The sequence below is a fragment of the Gimesia sp. genome (assembly GCF_048262075.1).
Classification (GTDB): Bacteria; Planctomycetota; Planctomycetia; order Planctomycetales; family Planctomycetaceae; genus Gimesia.
Genome location: NZ_JBLXFK010000018.1, coordinates 38,741 through 60,906, shown reverse-complemented (window position 1 = coordinate 60,906; position 22,166 = coordinate 38,741). Strand labels below are relative to the sequence as shown.

The following is a 22,166-nucleotide window of genomic DNA, read 5'->3' as shown; positions in this document are numbered from 1 at the left end:
GTGAAGATTGACGGCGCGAAGACCTGAAGCTACTGTAGATACCTCACGCCTATGGATCCGGTTTCAAAGAACTGCTTTAGAAACTGTTTAGTGTCTTCCCAGATTGTATTTTACGTCTCTTCATTCGCTCTTTGTTAGCAATCTCTATGTTTCGAGTTTTAGGCAACACTGTAGTCCGTTACTGGCAAATCATTCTTGTATGCTGGGTTGTGGCAGTAGCAGGGATCTCCTACGTCGCACCAGAATGGTCTTCAGTTGTTCAAAACGGCGAATTTGCGTTTCTACCGGCTGACTCACCCAGTCTGCAGGGCGAGAAACTGTTCAAGCGCGCCTTCCCCGATGATCTGCTGGCCAGCAGCATTGTGATCGTGGTCCGGCGCGAACATGGCGACCAGGGACTCCGGCCGCAAGACCTCAAATTTATCGAGGACACCCTCAAACCACAGCTTGAAAATATTGTGGAAGAACAGGGAGGCTATGCCACCGAGAGCAAAGAGCACGGCATCGATTCCAATAAGTCGAATATTTCGCGCATTCGAACTTATACCGATAAATCCATCGGGGACCTGCTGCAGAGCGAGGATAACAAAGCCTCACTGGTCATCGTTGAACTCTCTACAGAATTTCTTGATCAGAGTAACGCGAAAACCGTTGAAAGTATTGAGACCCTCCTCGATAAGGATGAATTCAAAAAAACGATAGAGCCCGGACTCGATATCACCCTCAGCGGCATCGCTACGGTGGGCCGCGATATGATCCGGGCGGCGAACCAGAGCGCAGAAGCTACCGAACTCTGGACGGTGCTCCTGGTCATCCTGCTGCTGATCATCATTTATCGCGCGCCGATTCTAGCATTAATCCCTCTCTTCACCGTATTCGTCTCAGTCAAAATCGCACTTTCCGTCCTGGCGATTCTGGGCGACTGGGGCTGGGTGGGCCTGTTCTCCGGCATCGAAATCTACGTGACTGTCATTCTCTACGGCGCGGGTGTCGACTACTGTCTGTTCCTGATCGCCCGACATCGGGAGGAACTGGACAGGGAATGCACCTTTAAAGAAGCCGTATCCAACTCCATCGCTACCGTCGGCTCCGCCCTGGCTGCCAGTGCAGGCACCACCATGTGCGGCATCGGAATGATGTATTTTGCTGAATTCGGCAAGTTCCAGCAGGCCGGCATCGCCATGGCACTCAGCCTGTTCTTCGTACTGATCGCCTCCCTCACACTGTCACCAGCTCTGCTCTGTCTGGCTGGTCGTTTTGCTTACTGGCCGCAGACATTCAATGAACGCGTCGCGATTTCCGCCGGCTGGCTGACCCCTTCCAGCGTCATGGCACGCCTGATGCAACGCAACTGGGCCGGTTCCCTCTGGGAATCTGTTTCGCTGGCACTACTCAAAAAACCGGGAAAGATCTGGCTCTCCACCTTCCTGATTCTCTTCCCCTTTGCCTTGATCACCCTGGCCTGTTATGGAAACTTAAGTTACGGACTCTTATCCGAACTCCCCAGTGAAGACCCCAGTGTGGTTGGCACGAAAGCCGTTCAGGGACACTACCCCGCGGGAGCAACGGGCCCCCTGACCCTGCTGTTTGAAAATCCCGACGTCAATTTTTCCGATTCCAAAGGTCGCGAAGCCATCGAAAAACTGACCGATGACCTCTTAAATAATAAAGAGGAACTGGGCATCGCCGATATCCGCAATATGACCAAACCATTCGGGATCGGTGCCGCGGATGAGATGGAAAAGGCAAAAGACCTGCGCGGCCTGGCAAAATTACGCGCCATCAGTCGCATTAAAGTCATCAAGAATTATTACGTCAGCTCCGAGCCCGAACTGGAAAATCATGTCACCCGCATGGATCTGATCCTCGAAAAAGATCCCTTCTCGCATGACAGTATGATACAACTGGAACGAGTCAAAAAAGCAGTCAGTAAATCGCTGCCCGCACATCTGCGTGACAACACGCAACTCTATTACATCGGCGCGACGGCCAGCATTACCGACCTTAAAAATGTAACCGACCAGGATCAGGCCCGTATTGATATCCTGGTACTCGCCAGCGTCTTTATCATCCTGGTGATCCTGCTGCGTAGACCTGCGATCTCGGCTTACCTGATCTTGAGTGTCTTCTTCAGCTATCTGGTGACACTGGGAGTGACCTTTACCGTCTTCTGGGCCCTCGATCCACACAACTTTACCGGCCTCGACTGGAAAGTCCCCATGTTCCTCTTCACCATCCTGATTGCCGTCGGCGAAGACTATAATATCTACCTGATTACACGCATCGATGAAGAACAGAAAACCAGAGATCCCGTTGACGGTGTGATCTCGGCTCTGAAAAGTACCGGCGGCATCATCTCCAGCTGTGGGATCATCATGGCCGGCACCTTTTCCTCGCTGATGGCGGGCACCCTGGTTGGCATGCAGCAGCTGGGCTTTGCCCTCGCATTCGGCGTGCTGCTCGACACCTTTATCATCCGCCCCATTATCGTGCCCGCTTACCTGATCATGCTCTATCGTGGCTACTTCGGCTCCTGGGGAAAATACCTCGGTGCCGCTCAATTCCTCGATACCAAACCGCAGCCCGAACTCGATTCCAGCCACGTTAAGTAACACAGGGTCCTCATCTAAAAGCAGGGAGAGACCCCAGTGTCCGCCTGCCAGCTCACAGCCAGAGCTTATTTGACCGGGAGAAATCAAAAACAATCGGGTGGCCTCGAATGCAATTCGAGGTTGTCGCAGGGTACACGTTGACTCGTGAGAAATCGCACTGCAGAAACTCTGACTGATCGCACGGTAGACGCTGCATCAACTCGCACGATCATACCACAACCTCCTGCTCGCTCCGCTCGGCCCGAATACTATGCGGACCCACCCACGGATGAGGAAAAGTCAAACGCGTGAACTACGGATTCGAATGAATCACCAGTTCCGGTAGACTGGCTGACCGCGTTCCACTGATCGGCGGATTATCCGCAGGTCGAAACGTGAAGACCACCGAGAACTTGGCCTGGTCGGTAAAATTGCGGGTCGCTGCGTGAAACGTCCGGCAGTGAAACAACAGGATGTCCCCCGGATGCAGTTCCGCGGACACACTGGTCTGAATCAATTCCTGGTTTTCCGGCTGGTCGGGACGCAGGAAGATCCGCTCGTCCAGGCGATGCGGTTCGAAATTCATACGATGTGTGCCCGGTATCACTTTCAGGCAGCCGTTATCCGTGTTCTCTTCGCCCAGCGCCACCCAGACGCTGATCAGCTCTCTCCGCTCAAAGGACCAGAACCGGATATCCTGATGCCACATCGTGTCGCTGCTGAACTCGGGCTGCTTGGTCATGATGCAGTTATGATGTGCCAGCGGCATCACGTAATCGGGTCCCAGCAACTGTGACAACCGATTCACCAGCGCCGGATGGTTCACCAGTTGCGTGAAGCTCATCCCGCGGCTGTGCGACTGCAGCAGACGCCGCACGGTTTCACCGCCGGCCACATTCCGCGAACTGGGAGAACCGGGATATTCCACGTCCGCTTCATACTCGACCGGCTCCACGACCCGCGACAGTCCGTCCAGTGTCGCCGCCAGCATCTCCTGCCGCAACGCTTCGGGACAGAGATTACGTAAAATCAGGTAGCCGTCCTGCTCGAATTTTTCAACTTCTTCTGCAGACAGCCGCTCCTGGGACACGGACTGTGGTGATGATGACATAGTTCTCAACTCTGATCATAAAGACACACGCCGACAACGAAGCTCAAAACACAAGCCCCGCTCCGGCAGACACGCCTATCATACAATTCCAGTTCTGAAAATTAAAGTAGTGAATTTGTGTAATCTCCTATTCTGTTGCCCGACCAGGCAAGCAATCGGCAGCGATCACTGCAGGTACTTTTCAAGCTCTGGGCTGTTCTCAAGCAGTTGATCAATTTGTGTCTGTATTTCAACTGGTAATGGCTCCATTTTACGCAGTGCATCAATCGCTTCTACCTGATAACCCAGGGAGGTATCCCCCAGTAACGCTGCGATATCACCGGCTGACTCTCTGGCCCGCAAATTGCCGAGTGCCCGCGCTGCCATAAAACCCATCCGCTGATCTGGAAGGCACTTGACCAGAGCCGGTATAGCCTGTTTGCTCTTAAATCTTCTTTCGCTGATGGAATAAGCAGCAGATAAACGCACGGAGCAGTTTTTATGAGACAGGGCACGCACCAAAGCATCTGATATCTCTAACTGTGAAACAGAATTACTGCCAGAAAGACCTGTTCTCTTAACGCTGCCCAGTGCCCTTGCTGATTCTGACGCGACTCTTGGAACGTCTGAATTCAGCTTTTCAATTAAAGCTGATACGACAGATGTATTTGCCTGCCCAATCCTGCCCAACCCTCTTGCGGCAGCAGCGCGCAAGTGGGGGTCATCTGAATTAAGGTACTGCATCGCCCATGGAATTGAACTTATTTCCCGGGACTCAAGCCGATGCAGAGTCCACACGCGATACTGAATCTGTACCAGATTGAAAAAGCCCATCATCTGCAATCCGATAAAAACACAGAAGGCAATCAGTAACGCCAGAACATAACGTGTCACCATCAGGCACCTGTTTCATTAAAAGCCAGTTAAAGAACATCATATCTTACCGAGCTTTCTTGAGCGAATCAGTAGAAGTGGTCCCGGCCCACTTCTCCCTATAGCGAGCATTCGATTTGATCATCAGAAAAATCGGTCCGTAAAATATCACATAAGGCACCCAGCCCAGGGTAATTACCAGCCCCGACAACATATTATCGACCTGCCCCGGCTGCATGCTCAACTGCTCCCACACGATCGGCGCGCCCCAGAAAAATATGAACCCGATCAAAAATCCGCGATCATGCCAGGCCCCGATTAGAATCACAGGGACAGTCAGAAAAACAATCAGAAATGGCAAACGGGCCTCTACCAGCAGCCAGAGTACCAACGGAACTACCAGGGCGATCAGCAGTAGCAAGAGCCCGGTTCGCGTTGAGATATTCCTTTCAAGAGAAGTCTTCAACATATCATGTCCCGATTTTTCGAGGTTCGAAGATATGAAGGTTCAGCGATTGTTTGAAAGAATATAAAACCAACCTTCGTGATTTTTGAAGAAACCAACTTTCGATTTACTGCAATAACCAAGCACCTCAGCAGTGTGCCATAATTGTGCCTTTATAAATGGTTCCAGAGACTGCTCTGTACCATCATAATCGTCATCATCACTTATGATATAGACTACGTTTTTAACTCCAAGATTTTTGAGCCGATCTATAATCGTCGCTGGACTTTTATCCTGACTCGTTAATTCTTTACATGACTCCTCATCAAAATAACGTGTGTCACGCAGGTCATCAAAAATTTTATTTCGTCGTTTAGGCGACTCCAGCATCCAAAGAAATCGATCCACCTTCTCTTTACGGAGAAAGCGTTGAAATAGTTCTCTTTCGAGTTGCAGGTTCATATCGTCAAGCACTAGCAGAACATCTTAACACATGAAGTGGTTAAATACGCGTTTCAGTTTCCGTTGGGTCATTCACTTCAGTACAACGGTATTCATCGATCAGTCGGAAAAATTCCAGTACCGCTTCCTTGTGCAGTTCCGGAGTGACTCCCTGATTGTAATTTTCCCATGTTACATCCTGGGGATTCAGCCCCATTGTTTTCGCCAGGATTAGATTTGGCCAACCCATTGAGGAGCCTGGGAATTGAAATTTATCTCTGACAAATTCATGAAATCCCGAGAAGTCCGGCGTAGATTCATCACGGACTCCCTGTTCCATCATCGCATGTCGATAACCAGCCAGATACAAAATAATTCGTTCCAGCTCAAAAGAGCCAACATACATGGCAGGTCGTTTTTGAATTTGCTCCAAAAGATCATAGATACTATAAGACTCTTTCATCCAGCATCGTTCTCCCGACTTAGCTCTGTATATGGATATTACAGCCAATCCACTTCAATAACTGCACACCAAATCAACCCGCATTAGCAATCATGAATTTTGTCTAGACTGTGTCCCGTTTTACTGTAGCGTCTCCAAGTCCACTTGGACCGGGTATATTAGATTGACAGACGCTATGGTTAAATGTGATGCGCTCTAGATACAACCCGTCGGCACCATTCAAGGATACCTTCCCGCGAAGTGGAACCCAATACAATTCAAACAGAATCGGCTGCAAACTTCCATCACCGGGCGTCTGCTCTGCATGCCGCCAGCGTTTTTTCCGTTCTCCCTCATACTGCAAATGGTAAAACCAGGCATCAATGACTTCCTGTTTTCCGAACGGTTCCAGATCCATTTTCTGGCGTGCGATCAATGCAGGCGACGAAAAATCACTCAGCCCTGTCTCCTCGCGTGCTTCCCGCAGCGCCGCGGCTTCCGGTGTTTCGCCCGGCTCAATGGTGCCTCCCGGGATCTGTGGTGCCTCCCGGGATCTGTGTCCCCGCGTCCGGGAAATCAACATGGTCAAATACCAGTAGGTGATCCCCGTTCGTGATATAGATAAACACGCGGTTGCGATAGGTCATGCGAACCTGCTTTGTCTGCTGAAATTCATTTGTTCTCTCGATTCACAATCAGTTCCAGTTCCGTTTGCGGATTCAAAATCCGCTGTTTGATCAAATCAGGCTTGAGTACTACATCCCTCAATTCCGCCAGTGAGAACCAGTCGAACTCTTCCTGCACATCATCCACTGTCGCCGCAATCAAACCGCCGTGCCAGGTGACTTCGTAAACCGTACAGATTTCGTGAAACCGTCGATCTTCCAGATCAAAGAAGTTCTCTACGATCACTGTCGGTTTCCGCACTTCAAAGCCCGGCCCGATTTCTTCGGTCAGTTCCCGCCGCATCGCGGTCAGCGAATCTTCGTTGACCTTGATCCGCCCGCCCGGCAGAAACCACCAGTCATGTCCAGGCGGACGGCACAACAGCACCGCGTCCCCCCGCCGCACAATCGCCGCCACCCGCAGGTTCACACGGTACTCATTCATATCGAGGCAGATGTCAGTCATGAGCTGTTTCATCACAGGTATTTGGTGACTCTTAAATTTACGTCGTGAAGAAATCACATGAACCGGAAGCGCTGATCCGAGTCATCGTCCAGCAGGGAACTGAACGCACAGGGATCCGGAAGTTCCAGCGCACAAGCCAGGCGGAAGCCCAGCGGGATTACCCAGAACGGCGCATCACTGTAATAAGGCGAAGCCGGTTTCGACATATTATAGAGTGTTTTTGCACAACTCTCTTCGAACGCATATTGTGCCAACGCGCGGCTCTCATTCTTTTTACGGGCGATGACCGTCTTTTGTCTGATCCGCTCATACAGCGCATCTGCCTCATCCCAGGGTTCCAGGCACTCACTCATCCTGAGCAATATCTGCAGCGTGATTTTGTCATCACAGTAAGGCAGGAAAAAAGCGATCATCTCGCGAATCGAGTCGGACGTTTCATAGTGTCTCATCATCAATCCTCCAGTTTAGAGAGAGCTCACTGAAGTCAAGCTACCACGACTTTCCCAAACCAGCACAGTCCAGTATTACTCAAAGTGTTCCTGCAGTCGGGATTCTCCATGAACCACATCGGTCTTGGCCAGTATGTCATGCCAGCCATGCTTCTGCCGGGAACCGGCAACCCAGAAAAAACCCATCAGAAAAGGGATGTAAGAGGTAATCTTCGACAGGTTTCGAATCATTGAACAGCCAAAGGAAATCCGGTTTCCCATCCGGTCCACCACACGAATCCCCACCAGCCGTTTCCCCAGCGTTCCCTGAAAAGAGGAACCTTCCATTAACCCACAATAGACCAGCCAGACGCCAAACGAAATTTCCCAGATCCAGTTCCGTTCGGTCATGAACTGCACGCGTGCATCCACGTTCGCACGATCCGCCTGATAGGCAATCCACGTCTGCCCGAAATCCGTATAGAGAAAAAAGAGCGTCACCACGACGATACTGATCGGAACGATATCAATCACGTACGCGGCCGTCCGGATCCAGAACCCTGCGTATTTCATCCCTGTCAACTCCCTGCTGCCTGTTCCCGCGTGGTATTTTGTTGTTGTCTATTTATAGAACTTCTTCTGTTGAGAATACCCGGACTCGGGCCGTAAGTTCAACTCGAATCTGGACTTATTCAACTATTTCCGTTGAACACAGCAGCCAATGCAGCGTAAAAAAGCCCTTATGATTTATAAACTTTCATACCGGATTTCCTGCAGGAGTAACCCTTCTTCCATCAGGGGGACTTGCGCCACGACGGTTCCACACGGGTCAATCACCGCCGTCGGACCATAAGCAATCTGTCCGTCGCGCGTGCCGGTCACATCCGCAGAAAGCAGCCAGAGTCCGGTTTCCCGCGTTCGTTCGGCCCGAATCGCATTGTGGCGATGCTTCCACCATTCGGCATTCTCCGGGTGCAGCATATTGTAACAGGGGCAGACCATCAGTTGTGCCTGTTGAGAGGCAATCGTCGCTGCACACTCGGGAAGATTCAGCTCATAACAGATATTCACACCAAACCGCAGTCCCTCAACTTCAAACGTCGGCGTCTCGGTCCCCGGATCAAACAATCGTTCCCCGGGCGCCAGCCGGGTCTTGCGGTAACAGCCCAGCAACGTTCCCTGCCTGACAACGGCCGCGGAAATAAACAGTTGCGCCCCGGCTTTCTCAATAAAACCAATCACCAGGGTCGGCTGCAGCGACTCCAGCCGTTTCAATATGTCAGCAAACTGGGGGGAAGAAATATCCAGCGCCCGCTCTCGCGCGGGTGTTTCCTTTGTCGTGTAACCCTGCAGATACGATTCGGGAAAGCAGACCAGCGCCGCGCCCTGCTCACTGGCCTGCGTTGCATACTCTTTGATCTTTGCCAGCGACTGCTCCAGATCATCCTGTACATCAAACAACTGACACGCCGCGATCGTGATTCTGTTTGTCATCGACTCAACACTCCTGCCTCAGAACAGAGCGAAATTCTGAATCACGCTAAAGCGGTTCGAGCAGAAATCGTCCATACGGGTTGACGAAACATTCCTGACCCGCATTGATTTCGTCCTCTTTTAGATGCAGGCGGAAGTGAGGTGTATCTGCTGCAAGCGAGAAGGTCTGACCATCTTTGATCTGCGCCGCTTCAAAAATGCGGTAATGATTGAACTCAGTCAACAGTCGCGCCGCAGCCTGATTTTCGATTGTCGCAGGCACCGTCGCGTCAGGCAGACCAAAGATATGCATACCCGTGCTGTAGAAACAGTGTTCATCGCCGGCCAGCATCACATGCGACTGCAACAGGTCCAGGTTGTTTTCACAGAATCTCTTCTGCTGCCAGGAACCAAGGCTGTGTGCGACGCCCGAATTTTCAAACTTCACTCCCAGTCCGCCACATTCCAGCGTGACATCAATGAAGGTGTGTAACTGATGCAGTTCGGTCAAACCGGTGCGATCCGCAATCAGATACATCACCGAGCGATGACCGGCAATCACAGCGAGATCATTCTCGGAAATCGTCCCCTGCCCACCAAGCTCAAACGCCAGCGTCATGTTGGGATCTGCTTCATACAGCTCACACTTCACCGCGGCACTGTTTTCCGTCGACATGAGAATCTGCCCGGCGAACAGAAACCGGTCGCGCGCGACCGACAGCACCTGATCGCGAAACGCCTCATAACTGTCCAGAACAAGAGGGATACCGACAACTACTTCCACGGTGCGACTTTCTGATAGAGCAACTGAAATGCATCGAGCCGACACTCGTCATAGGCTCTTGATCCGCTGGCGGTTTACTCATCATGCAGCATGCCATTTCATTTTGCAACCAGTAACAGGTTACCACTCAATGCCCATTCGAAAAATCTTCTAAGATTTGTTTTTGCTCTCGACTCAATCGCACGCGAGGTCTCTGTCTCTGAATCAACTGCAATGCTTCTGCGACTGTCTCTGCCTGCCCGGAATCAAGTAATAATGCAGCTGTGAACAACCCCGTCCGACCATGACCTTCTGCACAGTGAACCAGAACCGTTCCTTCAAGTGATGCCGTTTTCTCGATCCAGGTTCGCAGTTCAACTTGAGATGGAACTGAGCGGTCCAGTATGGGAAAGCAGAAATAGCCTACCGACCGCAGCGCCTGTGATTCATTGAATTCACAGGTCAGATCGATCACATGCGCAACCTGACCCGGCAACTCTTTCGATAACAACCGTCGACTGATTAGTAGAGTATCAGTAAGCTGATGAATAGCCTGTTCCTGCCTGATCAGCCTCGACAGATGCCAGATTCCAATCAAATATAACAGGTAAGGCAGCAGCAAGAACTGATTTCGTAGCGGGATCAGCCCCTGTTCCGATTTACCGAACACACAAGGACCGAGATAAAAATACCCCGCCGCTACCAGTGCAAAACTGAATGCCGGCCAAAGCAGCAGCCACCACCAACCCTGATGTATCCCGGCAGCCAGCACCAGTAGAAATGCAATGATCAGAAGTAGAAGTCCGATTTTCACTTAACCATCATCCTTACCAGCCCGCAACCAGTCCAGCTGCTCAATCACCGAAAACACAAACCGCGCCTTCTCGTCATTGAATGCCACGCGATGTCCAATCGTTCTCTCGGCCCAGCCTCGGGCGCTGCCTTCATCCTGGTTGAATTCCTGTGACATGGCCGTCCAGTCACAGACCATCTCTATCAGATCGATGTCGGTCATCTCATTGGGATCGTTGTGAAACTCAGGGTGATGTCGATTGCTGGTGACATGATGGTGAATCGCAGACTGTACCCGCTCTTCCATTCCCGGCGGATATTGAAAGGGAATCTTCCGCCAGCGACAGCGATGAAATTCGGTCAACCAGATATAAGGCACCCGCTCTTCTGGACCAAACTTGGAGGCATCATGTACTTGCGCCCGTTCCAGGAGTTCCGCCCCACACTCGGACTCAGCGGCCAGCAAAGTCAGACAGCTGCGAACACGCTCAATATGAGCCTGCGTGCGGCGTTCATAAAACGCAATCATTTCTGGCGTTGGTTCCTGCAATGTGCTTACCTCACTCTGTCAGTATTATTTGCTTCTGTTCTCGTTCGACTACAATAATACTGGCTGACTCACATCCAGCATACACGAAGAGGTAAAAAATGGGTGGGCCCGAATGCAATTCGGGCCGAGCGCAGCGAGCAGGAAACTGAGATTAGAGTTCACGGAGTAAATTAACAGAAGACGACACAAGCAGGCATATAGATTCACCAGGAAAATAAATTTCCTCACTTCCCCAGTAACCGATCATGCCGTTTACGGATCTGTGACGTACTGTCGGGAAACTGAAATCGATCCAGCAGGACATCCTCAATCGCAGCACGTACCTGCTTTGCACATTGCACCGGCGACATACGACCCACGCCGGTTGCCAGACCGGGTACCGTGATGCTTTTCACATACTCGCGCACCGGCTGCCCCGCGTTCTCTCCGGAGGAGATAACGCCATTACGAATCAACAGGAAGATCGCACGGGCGGCGAGGAACGCATTGATTGACGACTCCACCGGCATGGGTACCCGCATCGTGGGTGCGGCGATCAGAAACGGGAATTCAGGATCTTCTGTCTTAACAATCGTTGCTGCACCGACCAGGAGTTCGCCCCCATGATCTTCTCTGATCTGATTTTGAACCCGGTCCTGCAATGACTGTCCAAACCGTTCCAGGTAGAGTCGATCAATGCCGCCATCCATGAATCCAAAACTGTTGGCCGGGCTGATAATCGCATCCGCCGACCCATTGAAGATCGAATCCTGGTGCACTTCCACAAACGGCAGATCGCCGCACCACCGCTGCCATGACTGGTAAAGTGGTTCATCGATGGCAGTCAAGCGGATTTGCAGCCGAAGTTTTTTCTGTAAAGGATCGGGGGACATGGCGACGGTCCGTTTCAATGGGTCAGTTCTGATCTGGAAAACCGTTTGTGACAATTCAGAACTGACACCAGCAGGACGTTTCAGGTTCGAATCAGATCGTTGTCCTGCCTGAAGCCCTGCAATAGAGAGTGAGGTGGTCATCACGTCGATACTATCAAGTCCGTGTTTGATGATAGAAAACACCAAGGTCATTGGGATTATATTGTTCCCAACTGGCATTCTCGTATCGTACAAAAACCTCGCGCGCCTGCAGCGTGTCCCACCAGAGGTTTAACTTCGATAGAAACTGTTCGATTTTAAAATCTGGTTGTAAGTCATCCGGGAAAAATGAGAGCTCGACAGCACACAGACCTTCTTCCTCCCAATCTAAAAACAGCTTTATTTTTCTAAAAAGAGCCGTTTCTGATTCTAAATCTCCATATACAAAAACCGCCCCTCTATCAAGTGAGCTGCATATTGCCTGGGAATCAAATTCAATTTGCACACCGTCCTGGTTAAAGAAAATCCCCTGCTGGTAGTCAGCCATAAGCAAACGGATCAATGGCCCCACGTTTGCTAATACTGCGGGAGTAAAAGTGATATCTCTTGTAGTGCTGTCATTGTCTAAGAGATATTCTGTGATTTTCTGAAGATCCATTTTACTTTTGCCCTGGCTCGCGCACACTGCATCTCTTTGTTGTTCAACATTGATGTAGCACTCGAACCAGCTAACCCTCAAGCCGTTCCAGCCAGTTAGAAAACCACTCAGCGGGTAACCGGACCTTTGAGAAATCCAGGTTCTGCAGCTCTTCGCGGGTATAGGTATGGTCCAGATGCATCTGCCATTGCAGATGGAGATCGAGGGCGACGTCGGCGACCGTTTCATCAATGGGGTTCTCAAAGTCGAACTGCGCCTGATGAAAATTGTCGGCCCACCAGGCGATTTCCTGATGGGTATATTGTGACTGCTCTGCATCCAGTGCGCTGCGCAGGACCAGAACCAGGGATTCTTTTGTCAGCGGCAGCTCAATGACCTGACAGTTCGTTTCCGTCCAGAAACCTGTCTGCTCATTGCGGCCCGGCTGTTCTGGATCGGGTTGAAACTCATTATTTGACACTTCAGAACACCTTTTCTTTTTTTCAGAATGCCTTCAAAAACAGTCCCAAATACGATTCAAGCCAAGTGCAATTAGGGGGAGATAGTTAGGTAAGGCGTATGTAATAAAAAATAACGCTCCCAGGCATGTCAAGTAAGTTCGAGCATACCTATTAATTTATCGAATTTTCACACGAACTATACAGCTTTTTCGCTCCTGATCTTCGTGATAGTAAAGATGAAAAATGTATTCATCATTACCAATAACAGCAAAGTCACCAACCGAGCCGCCAAGTCGAAATGATGCGATCTCATGCAAATCTTTTCCATGAAAGTCTACCGATTTAAGTCGTACACCATTTTCCAGGAAAAGGATTCTATTTCTATCAACATTGATAGCGGAACAATTTATTGAGTCGACATGCCATACTTCTTGATTATTTCGGTAAAGTCTGACTCCGCTTGAACCGCATATTACATATTCATTTTCATTTACGATTGCTGCATCACTCCCGGTCGACACTTTATAATCACAACAGACCTCTGATTGCTTCCCATCAACAAACTTCAAAATCCGTGGAGGAGAATCAAATAACTCCCAGCCATTCGAAAACAGATGAATATTTTTTCCAGATTGAAAAAGTTGAATAGAACCTGGATATGCTTTTGTCAAAGGTTTAAGTGTTCCATCCTGACATGCTTCTAAAACACTGCCTGGATAAATAAATAAAAGCGAATTGCGTGATTCACTGAAAAAAGCTCGGTTATAAGCCAAATCATTATCAATAATCTTTTTGAGATCATTCTGTTCGAGCAGGTAAACACCATCATCAAGTGTCAAATAACATTTTGAATTACAGGCACTTATGCCGCACTTTTTGGCAGGGAGGTTACTAAAGATAACATCATACTCTGAAATATTTCCATCAGGTCTGAGTGCTTCGATCAACTCTGAAGAAGGGTTTTGACAAAAAGAGCTCGGATCTATTCGAAGAGCTTTCTTCGATGTCAAAAAATGCATCCGAAATATATCCTGCAATGTTGGGCAAAACAATCCTTCAAATGAAGCCAGGTCAACTAAAGAATCAAATATCTTTTCAGCATCTATTGTCCCGAGTAACAGGGCCTCAAAAATATCCGCCCCCAATAAAATGATATTCCCCATACTAGAATATTTTACTAGTTCCCGGGCATCTCTTGTAAATCCACTCATCGAAAGCACAAAACCATAGTTACCAGGAACCCGCAGATTTATTCTTCCAGCAAGTTTATCTACTGGATCATTATTAATGGGTGAACTTTCCCACTTAGCTTCCAAAAGGTAACGCTTATCCTCTATTCGAAAACTAACGTCGATTTCTCCTATAGATCGATGATTCGCGAATGCAAGCACATTATGCGCCTGTAGTACATCTGCAATAAGCTGATTAAATTTTTGACCTCTTGATTGAGGCGTATCATTTTCCAACTTCTTGAGTGATTCATACCGTTTAATACAGGATGCTTGTGCCTTGTAATCCATTAGAGGAAACCTCTTTTTTGAGACTGATCTACAATTACCTTCAATTACAGTGTAAGCACCGATTATGGTAACATGAATCACACTCGGCGCAATAAAAAAAGCACCCCCACTATAACAGGGATGCTTTCTTTGTTTTCACTTCAGCCCCGCCCAATTATGGCAGTTCTGTCGCTCCCATCAGGTAGCGGTCGCATTCGCGTGCGGCGCCGCGGCCTTCGTTGATCGCCCAGACAATCAGGCTCTGTCCACGTCGGCAGTCACCAGCAGCGAAGACACCTTCCAGACTGGTCGTGTACTGCTCATGCTCGGCTTTGAAGTTCGAGCGGCCATCCAGGTCGAGACTCAGCTGTTCGCTGATGATATGCTCGGGACCTAAGAACCCCAGTGCCAGGAAGACCAGATCACATTCCAGTTCCTGTTCGGAACCTTCAACGAGAGTGAACGGTGCGCCGTTGGCGGCGGGTTTGGACCAGTCAACTTCGCAGATTTTGATCCCTTTCAGGTTGCCGTCATCATCGCCGACAAATTCGACAGTCGACATCTGGAACATCCGCGGATCTTTACCGAAGGCGGCAGCCGCTTCTTCGTGGCCGTAATCGACGCGGAAGATTTTCGGCCATTGAGGCCAGGGGTTATTCGCAGCCCGCTCGTTCGGAGGTTGCGGCACGATTTCCAGGTTGATCACGCTTTCACATTTCTGCCGCATCGCGGTACCCAGGCAGTCGTTCCCGGTATCACCACCGCCGATGACCACGACTTTTTTGCCTTCGGCATTGATGAAGTTTTCGACAGGAGAGTTCTGGTAGTGTGAGCTTTCTAATCCAGACTCCAGCAGGCTCTTCGTATTCTTCGACAGGTATTCCATCGCGAAATGCACACCGTTCAGCTCGCGGCCGGGAATCGGCAAATCGCGGGGTTTGGTCGCACCCGTGCAGAGTACCACCGCGTCGAAGTCTTTCATCAACTGGTCGGCTGTGATGTCGACGCCGATGGAGGTGTTCGTGATAAATTCGACCCCTTCATCAGCCAGTAGATCGACGCGACGCTGCACGATCCACTTTTCCAGCTTCATGTTGGGAATGCCATACATCAGCAGACCACCAATGCGGTCATCGCGTTCGTACACAGTCACACTGTGACCGGCATTATTCAACTGTGCGGCCGCAGCCAGGCCGGCAGGACCGGAACCGACGATCGCGACTTTTTTGCCCGTGCGGACTTCTGGCGGATTGGCGACGACCCAGCCTTGATCGAAGGCGTGATCGATGATGGAGTTCTCGATGTTTTTGATCGTGACCGGGGGTTCGTGAATCCCCAGCACGCAGGCACCTTCACAGGGAGCCGGGCAGACACGACCGGTGAACTCGGGAAAGTTGTTGGTCTTATGCAGACTGTCCAACGCATCCTGCCAGCGACCGTGGTAGATGTGGTCGTTCCATTCCGGGATCAGGTTATTGATCGGACAACCCGAGGCCATGCCGGCCAGCGTTTTGCCGGTGTGGCAGAAGGGAATTCCACAATCCATACAACGGGCACCCTGGTTGCCCAGTTCTTCGTCTGTCAGGTGATCGTGAAATTCGTTCCAGTCCAGAATGCGCAATTCGGGTTTACGGTCTGCACCCAGTTCTCGGGGAAATTCCATGAAGCCGGTTGGCTTGCCCATAATTCTATCTCACTCTAAATAAATGTTAGCTCTGTTATTCGCTGATGAAATGGACTCGTGAAGCGTTCCTCTCACCCGATTTGAAGTTCGAGGAACGCCCGATGAGTCTTAAACGACGACCTCGGCTTCTTCAGCCGCCATTTCCTGTAAGGCCCGTTTATAATCGACGGGCATTACTTTCTTGAAGGAATCAAGTTCCGATTCCCAGTGATCCAAAATCTTCCGGGCGATCGTTGAGCCGGTGAATTTACGATGATTATCGATCAACGCTTTCAGCTCTGCGATATCATCGGCTTCTTCCACCGGTTCCAGTTCCACTGTTTCCAGGTTGCTGTTCTGCAGCAGCAGCCCTTCGGGATCGTAAACATAAGCCACACCTCCGGACATCCCGGCAGCAAAGTTTCTGCCGGTCTCACCCAGAATGACTGCCCGACCACCGGTCATGTATTCACAACCATGATCGCCAATCCCTTCGACGACTGCGGAGGCACCAGAGTTGCGTACACAGAAGCGTTCGGCTGCCTGGCCGCGGATATAAACTTCACCCTGGGTGGCACCGTACAGGTTCACGTTACCCACGATGATATTGTCTTCCGGAGCAAATGTGGAACCTTCCGGCGGATAGATAATGATTCTACCACCACTCAAGCCTTTGCCCACATAGTCATTGGCATCGCCTTCGTGCTCAATGGTAATCCCATGTGCCAGCCAGGCCCCCAGACTCTGTCCGGCGGAACCTTTACTGTTGATGTGAATCGTTTCATCGGGCAGTCCGTCTGCACCATGAGCTTTGGAAACTTCATGGCTCAACATGGTTCCAAAGGTACGGTCGGTGTTTTTGAGTTTGACGTCAATCGTCACCGGCTCCCCTTTTTGAATCGCAGGTTGGGCTTCGCTGATGAGCACATTGTCCAGCACGATTTCCAGACCATGTTGTTGATCCATCGTGCAATAAGTACCCACATTCGGATGTGGTTTTTCAGCCAGTCGCAGGATCGGAGTCAGGTCCAGATGCTTCGCTTTCCAGTGCGCGACTTCTTCATCCAGTTGCAGCACATCGCTGCGACCGACCATTTCATCCATCGTACGGAAACCGAGTTCGGCCATCAGTTCACGGGCTTCTTCTGCCAACAGGAAGAAGTAATTCACCACGTGTTCCGGCTGACCGGCAAATTTCTTGCGGAGTTCGGGGTTCTGTGTCGCAATCCCGACCGGGCAGGTATTGAGGTGACACTTCCGCATCATAATACAACCCATGGTGATCAGCGGGCCGGTGGAGAAACCGAATTCTTCGGCCCCCAGCAGGCTGGCAATCACAATATCGCGACCGGTTTTCAACTGACCATCGGTCTGCAGACGCACGCGGCTGCGGAGGTCGTTGAGAACCAGGGTCTGGTGGGTTTCGGAAATCCCGAGTTCCCAGGGCAGACCGGCATGCTTGACGCTGGTCAGCGGAGAAGCCCCCGTTCCGCCGGAAGCACCGGAGATCAGAATATTGTCGGCGTGACCTTTGGCTACACCGGAAGCAATTGTACCGACGCCGACTTCCGAAACCAGCTTCACGCTGATCCGTGCTTTCGGATTGGTATTCTTCAGGTCGTAGATCAACTGCGACAGGTCTTCGATCGAATAAATATCATGATGGGGCGGAGGACTGATCAACCCCACACCCGGAGTTGAGTGACGTACCGAAGCAATGATCTTATTGACCTTATGCCCGGGCAGTTCGCCCCCTTCTCCCGGCTTTGCACCTTGAGAAATCTTGATCTGCAGCTCGTCCGCATTCGTCAGATACCAGCTGGTGACACCAAAGCGACCAGAGGCAATCTGCTTAATCGCAGAGCGTTTGGAATCGCCGTTCTCCATGGGCTTGAAGCGGGCAGAATCTTCGCCCCCTTCACCGGTATTACTCTTACCACCCAGACGATTCATGGCGATCGCCAGTGCTTCGTGTGATTCCGCAGAGATCGAGCCGTAGCTCATCGCTCCCGTGCAGAACCGCTTGACGATTTCCGTAACCGGTTCGACTTCTTCCAGCGGAATCGAATCCCGCTTTTTGAACTTCAACAGACCACGCAGATGACACTCGCGGGTTGTCTGCTCGTTGACGGCTTTGGCAAATTGCTGGTAGGCTTCTTTGTTGCCGGTTGTAGCAGCAGCCTGGATGTTCGCGATATTCTCGGGAGACCAGGAATGCTTTTCTCCGTTGGCACGCCAGTGGTACACACCGGGGTTTGGCAGCACGGGCAGGCGATGCTGTTCCCGATGCGGATAACCGATATCATGACGCATTTCGCATTCTTTCGCGACTACGTCGAAACCAATCCCCTTGATGCGGCTGGCAGTTCCGGCGAAGCAGGTGTCAATGACTTCCTTGTTCAGACCAACGGCTTCAAAGATCTGGGCTCCCTTATAACTCTGCAGAGTCGAGATCCCCATCTTGGCCATGACTTTCAGCATGCCTTTGCTGACACCTTTACGGTAGGCAGCGACAATGGACTCGCGGTTCCATTTGGCCGCATCCAGTTCGCCGGCTTCCAGGGAATGCCAGAGCGCTTCGAATGCCATGTAAGGATTGATCGCGTCAGCACCGTAACCAAACAGTAGACAGTGATGATGGACTTCGCGGGCTTCGCCGGTTTCCAGAACGATCCCGATCTGTGTACGCTGTTCGTTGCGGACCAGGTGATGGTGAATGGCACCACAGGAAACCATGGTCGGCAGACCAATCCGCTCGCGCCCTACGGCCCGGTCGGAAAGAGTGATCAGGCTGAAGCCATCGGCTATCGCCTGTGACGCTTCTTCCCGGATGCGATCCAGGGCCGCACGGAAACCGGCTTCCCCTTCCGACTTGGGATAAGTCACGTCAATGGTTTTATTCTTCCAGCCACGATAGTCCATGACTTTGATGGCTGCCATTTCCTCGTTGCTGATAATCGGTTCCGGAATCAGCAGGCGATGACACTGCTCTTCGGTCGAGTCCAGCAGGTTCCCTTCCGGGCCGATATAGCACTCAAGGGACATGATGACTTCTTCGCGGATCGAATCGATAGCGGGGTTCGTCACCTGGGCAAACAACTGGTGGAAGTAATCGTAGAGCAGGCGTGACTGATCACTCAGGCAGGCCAGGGCGGCATCGTTCCCCATCGAACCAATCGGATCTTTTTTCGCTTTGATCAGCGGGATCAGCATGAACTTCAGCGTTTCAAAAGTGAAGCCGAAGGCCTGCATCCGTGAGAGCAGTTCTTTTGGGGGAACTTTTTCCACTTCCCCTTCCAGGGGCAGATCACTCAACTGAATCCGCTGCTCCTGCAGCCATTCCTGGTAGGGTCGTTTGGTCGCGTATTTTTCCTTGATCTCTTCGTCGGGGATCAGGCGGCCTTCTTCAAAGTCGACCAGGAACATTTTCCCGGGCTGCAGGCGGCCTTTTTCCTTGACGATTTTCGGATCGACTTCCAGGACGCCTACTTCACTGGCCATGATCACCCGGTCATCGTGGGTGACGTAATAACGACTGGGTCTCAGGCCGTTCCGGTCGAGTACCGCGCCGATACATTGACCATCGGTGAAGGAAACGGAAGCGGGTCCGTCCCAGGGTTCCTGCAGAGCAGAGTGGTATTCATAGAAGGCCCGTTTGGCGACGGAGATGGAATGGTGATTCTGCCAGGCTTCGGGAATCATCATCATCATGACTTCCGGCAGCGGACGGCCGGACATCAGCAACAGTTCGAGTGCATTATCAAAGTTCCCGGAATCGGAACAGTGAGGCTCGATGATCGGGAACAGCTTTTTCAGGTCATCCCCGAACAGGTCACTGGACATCATTCCCTGCCGGGCATACATCCAGTTCGCGTTCCCCCGCAGTGTGTTGATCTCGCCGTTATGAGCCATGAAACGACAGGGCTGGGCGCGATCCCAACTGGGGAACGTGTTCGTGGAGAAGCGGGAGTGAACCATGGCCAGGTGACTGGTAAAATCATCAGCCTGCAGGTCGGGATAGAAGGGCATGACCTGATCGGGAGTCAACATCCCTTTATAGACGAGCACCTTACTTGAGAGTGAGCAGTAGTAGAACATGAGCCCCTGGGGCAGATTGCTGCCTTCCCGCAGCAGTCGGCTGGAGGCTTTCAGAATGATGTAAAGCTGGCGTTCCAGATGATCCTGATCAGCGACTTTGCCGTTGGAGGTCGAAATAATGACCTGCTCCATATGTGGCAGAGCCCGCAGCGCGGAAGGACCGATGTCGGCGACATCAGGACAGACCGGCAGCGGACGCCAGCCTTGCACGACGAGCCCCTGCTGATGGGCAATTTCCTCAACTGCCTTTTTGCAATGTTCCCGCTGGGAGGCATCGGTCGGCAGGAAGACATTACCCAGACCATAGTTACCCTGTGCAGGCAGCGTCAGGTTTAGATCTTCCTTGACGACGCGCGACAGGAAATCGTGAGGCATGGAGATCAGAATCCCGGCACCATCGCCTGTATTTTCTTCGCAGCCACAGGCACCACGGTGAGTCATGTGACGCAGCATTTCGTCGGCGTCCAGCACTATCTGATGCGAACGTTCGCCTTTAATATGGGCGACAAACCCGACACCACAACTGTCATGCTCGAATTCCGGATCGTAGAGCCCGTGCGCTTCCGGAAGTTGCCCCACCTGAAAAATGGAGCTTCGTGCTTTGTTCTCGGAATCAGTTCCACGCCGAACGGTTCGACTTGTCATCTTACTTCACCATTCAAACTAATGTTTAACAAAATCAATGCCTACCAGGCATCCTGTTATTGCGAACAGACGTCGCACTCTTGTTTCTTCATGGCACCTCGTCCTGGAGAGACGAATACCTGATTGTGACCGGTTGAACACCGGAAAGTTTTCTGTCAAAGATCAACCATCAATCTGTTGGAGCCATTTTCAGGGAGAGTCCTCTCCTGACTCGAACCGGGTGGATCCATCCCAACAAGAAAAATGCAGACAATCAAACTGCTTATTCACGCGCTATCAAAGGACCGAACGAAAACGCATCCATGCTGGGAGGTTTATCACTCCCCGATGCTGATACCTCGGTCGATTCTCTGCGAGCGGTAGAGAAATTCGCGGGGTCTTCATGCAAGACTTCTATGAATCTGGACACCATATCAGGTGTCGATTTCTGTTTTCTCTGAATGATTCCGATCGGGCGGGACCATTCGACTTCTTCCAGACGTACCACTTTCAGTGACTGGTTATGAACTTCTTTGGAGACGGTCGGTAAAGGCAGGACAGAAATACCAGCCCCGGCTTCGACAGCCCGTTTCATATTCTCGATGTTATCAAATTCATGAATCAACTGGACGTGGACGCCAGCTTTTCTCAGCCAGCGATCGATCTTTTGCCGAACGACTAATTCTGATGTGAACGCCACAAAAGGTTCATCTTCGAGGGCATCCACCGGACAGCTTTCGCGTTCTGCCAGCGGGTGACCGGGATGAACGACCAGTACCATCGGCTGTTCCTGCCAGAGGATCCTCGTCAGATCTTTTTCTTCCTTGGGGAAGGAAACCAGCCCCAGATCCGCCTGGTTTTCGCAAATTCGCTGATAGACTTCATCCGGGTGCAGATAATCCAGGGTCACCATCACGTCCGGGTACAACTGCTGAAAATGCTCGACATAATCATGCATCTGAGCCAGTCCGACCGAATAGATGGCGGCGATTCGCACGCGACTGCGAGTCTGACCGACGGCCCGGCGGACCTGCTCTTCGACCTGTTCGAACGACTTCAGCAACTGTTGGCATCCATCAAAATAAATCGCACCGGCGGGAGTCAGTTCAAAAGGTCGCTTGGAGCGATCAATCAACTGGGCCCCCAGACGCTTCTCTAACGCATGCACCGCCTGACTGGCAGCAGACTGGGACACACGACGAACCTCAGCAGCTTTGGAGAAGCTGCCTTGCACGACGACATCACAGAAAAGTTCAGCATTACGCAGATGCATGGAAGTGAAACCTGCCCTATTTATAAGGAATACTAATAATA

21 protein-coding genes are annotated in these 22,166 nt (G+C 51.2%); 1 reads left to right on the top strand and 20 read right to left on the bottom strand.

Annotated elements, in window-relative coordinates; translation table 11 throughout:
- Nucleotides 1–146: 146 nt before the first annotated feature.
- Nucleotides 147–2,612 carry an MMPL family transporter gene (locus ACN0YH_RS25000; protein ID WP_417382325.1) on the top strand — a complete coding sequence of 822 codons (2,466 nt, stop codon included), beginning with the start codon at nucleotides 147–149 and terminating at the stop codon, nucleotides 2,610–2,612.
- Between the two features lie 292 nt (nucleotides 2,613–2,904).
- Here ACN0YH_RS25000 and ACN0YH_RS24995 read toward each other — a convergent pair whose 3' ends face one another.
- The 20 genes from ACN0YH_RS24995 to ACN0YH_RS24900 all read right to left on the bottom strand — a co-directional run bounded on the left by ACN0YH_RS24995 (nucleotide 2,905) and on the right by ACN0YH_RS24900 (nucleotide 22,125).
- Nucleotides 2,905–3,702, bottom strand: a complete 798-nt coding sequence (locus ACN0YH_RS24995) for a phytanoyl-CoA dioxygenase family protein (protein ID WP_417382324.1) — start codon at nucleotides 3,700–3,702, stop codon at nucleotides 2,905–2,907.
- A 165-nt stretch (nucleotides 3,703–3,867) separates the two neighbouring features.
- On the bottom strand, nucleotides 3,868–4,578 hold the full coding sequence (locus ACN0YH_RS24990; RefSeq protein ID WP_417382323.1) for a HEAT repeat domain-containing protein: 711 nt from the start codon (nucleotides 4,576–4,578) through the stop codon (nucleotides 3,868–3,870).
- Nucleotides 4,579–4,621: 43 nt separating this feature from the next.
- Entirely contained in the window at nucleotides 4,622–5,023 is a 402-nt protein-coding gene (locus ACN0YH_RS24985; RefSeq protein ID WP_417382322.1) for a hypothetical protein, read from the bottom strand.
- 39 nt (nucleotides 5,024–5,062) lie between these two features.
- Nucleotides 5,063–5,461 carry a hypothetical protein gene (locus ACN0YH_RS24980; RefSeq protein WP_417382321.1) on the bottom strand — a complete coding sequence of 133 codons (399 nt, stop codon included), beginning with the start codon at nucleotides 5,459–5,461 and terminating at the stop codon, nucleotides 5,063–5,065.
- A gap of 40 nt (nucleotides 5,462–5,501) precedes the next feature.
- On the bottom strand, nucleotides 5,502–5,903 hold the full coding sequence (locus ACN0YH_RS24975) for a hypothetical protein (protein WP_417382320.1): 402 nt from the start codon (nucleotides 5,901–5,903) through the stop codon (nucleotides 5,502–5,504).
- A 103-nt stretch (nucleotides 5,904–6,006) separates the two neighbouring features.
- The gene (locus ACN0YH_RS24970; protein WP_417382319.1) at nucleotides 6,007–6,465 is read right to left on the bottom strand and encodes an NUDIX hydrolase; all 459 of its coding nucleotides are present in this window, start codon (nucleotides 6,463–6,465) and stop codon (nucleotides 6,007–6,009) included.
- Between the two features lie 89 nt (nucleotides 6,466–6,554).
- Nucleotides 6,555–7,013 (bottom strand): NUDIX hydrolase, encoded by a 459-nt coding sequence (locus ACN0YH_RS24965; RefSeq protein ID WP_417382318.1) that lies wholly within the window; start codon nucleotides 7,011–7,013, stop codon nucleotides 6,555–6,557.
- Nucleotides 7,014–7,066: 53 nt separating this feature from the next.
- Entirely contained in the window at nucleotides 7,067–7,465 is a 399-nt protein-coding gene (locus tag ACN0YH_RS24960; protein WP_417382317.1) for a hypothetical protein, read from the bottom strand.
- A gap of 72 nt (nucleotides 7,466–7,537) precedes the next feature.
- A complete protein-coding gene (locus tag ACN0YH_RS24955; protein ID WP_417382316.1) occupies nucleotides 7,538–8,014 on the bottom strand; it encodes an RDD family protein in 477 nt (158 codons plus the stop codon).
- A gap of 174 nt (nucleotides 8,015–8,188) precedes the next feature.
- Complete coding sequence (locus ACN0YH_RS24950) at nucleotides 8,189–8,935, bottom strand: carbon-nitrogen hydrolase family protein (RefSeq protein WP_417382315.1); 747 nt, start codon at nucleotides 8,933–8,935, stop codon at nucleotides 8,189–8,191.
- 46 nt (nucleotides 8,936–8,981) lie between these two features.
- Nucleotides 8,982–9,698, bottom strand: coding sequence for a DUF4261 domain-containing protein (locus tag ACN0YH_RS24945; protein ID WP_417382314.1), 717 nt, complete (start codon nucleotides 9,696–9,698; stop codon nucleotides 8,982–8,984).
- Between the two features lie 127 nt (nucleotides 9,699–9,825).
- Nucleotides 9,826–10,491 carry a dual specificity protein phosphatase family protein gene (locus ACN0YH_RS24940; protein WP_417382313.1) on the bottom strand — a complete coding sequence of 222 codons (666 nt, stop codon included), beginning with the start codon at nucleotides 10,489–10,491 and terminating at the stop codon, nucleotides 9,826–9,828.
- Nucleotides 10,492–10,998, bottom strand: coding sequence for a DUF5662 family protein (locus ACN0YH_RS24935; protein WP_417382312.1), 507 nt, complete (start codon nucleotides 10,996–10,998; stop codon nucleotides 10,492–10,494).
- Between the two features lie 245 nt (nucleotides 10,999–11,243).
- Entirely contained in the window at nucleotides 11,244–12,032 is a 789-nt protein-coding gene (locus tag ACN0YH_RS24930) for a macro domain-containing protein (protein ID WP_417382311.1), read from the bottom strand.
- A gap of 13 nt (nucleotides 12,033–12,045) precedes the next feature.
- Nucleotides 12,046–12,528 carry a hypothetical protein gene (locus ACN0YH_RS24925; RefSeq protein WP_417382310.1) on the bottom strand — a complete coding sequence of 161 codons (483 nt, stop codon included), beginning with the start codon at nucleotides 12,526–12,528 and terminating at the stop codon, nucleotides 12,046–12,048.
- Nucleotides 12,529–12,598: 70 nt separating this feature from the next.
- Nucleotides 12,599–12,988: a hypothetical protein gene (locus tag ACN0YH_RS24920; RefSeq protein WP_417382309.1), complete on the bottom strand. Its 390-nt coding sequence runs from the start codon at nucleotides 12,986–12,988 to the stop codon at nucleotides 12,599–12,601.
- Nucleotides 12,989–13,144: 156 nt separating this feature from the next.
- On the bottom strand, nucleotides 13,145–14,488 hold the full coding sequence (locus ACN0YH_RS24915; RefSeq protein WP_417382308.1) for a restriction endonuclease: 1,344 nt from the start codon (nucleotides 14,486–14,488) through the stop codon (nucleotides 13,145–13,147).
- 154 nt (nucleotides 14,489–14,642) lie between these two features.
- Nucleotides 14,643–16,151: a glutamate synthase subunit beta gene (locus ACN0YH_RS24910; RefSeq protein WP_417382307.1), complete on the bottom strand. Its 1,509-nt coding sequence runs from the start codon at nucleotides 16,149–16,151 to the stop codon at nucleotides 14,643–14,645.
- 108 nt (nucleotides 16,152–16,259) lie between these two features.
- On the bottom strand, nucleotides 16,260–20,873 hold the full coding sequence (gene gltB / locus ACN0YH_RS24905) for a glutamate synthase large subunit (protein WP_417382306.1): 4,614 nt from the start codon (nucleotides 20,871–20,873) through the stop codon (nucleotides 16,260–16,262).
- Nucleotides 20,874–21,135: 262 nt separating this feature from the next.
- On the bottom strand, nucleotides 21,136–22,125 hold the full coding sequence (locus ACN0YH_RS24900) for a LysR family transcriptional regulator (RefSeq protein ID WP_417382305.1): 990 nt from the start codon (nucleotides 22,123–22,125) through the stop codon (nucleotides 21,136–21,138).
- Between the last annotated feature and the right edge of the window lie 41 nt (nucleotides 22,126–22,166).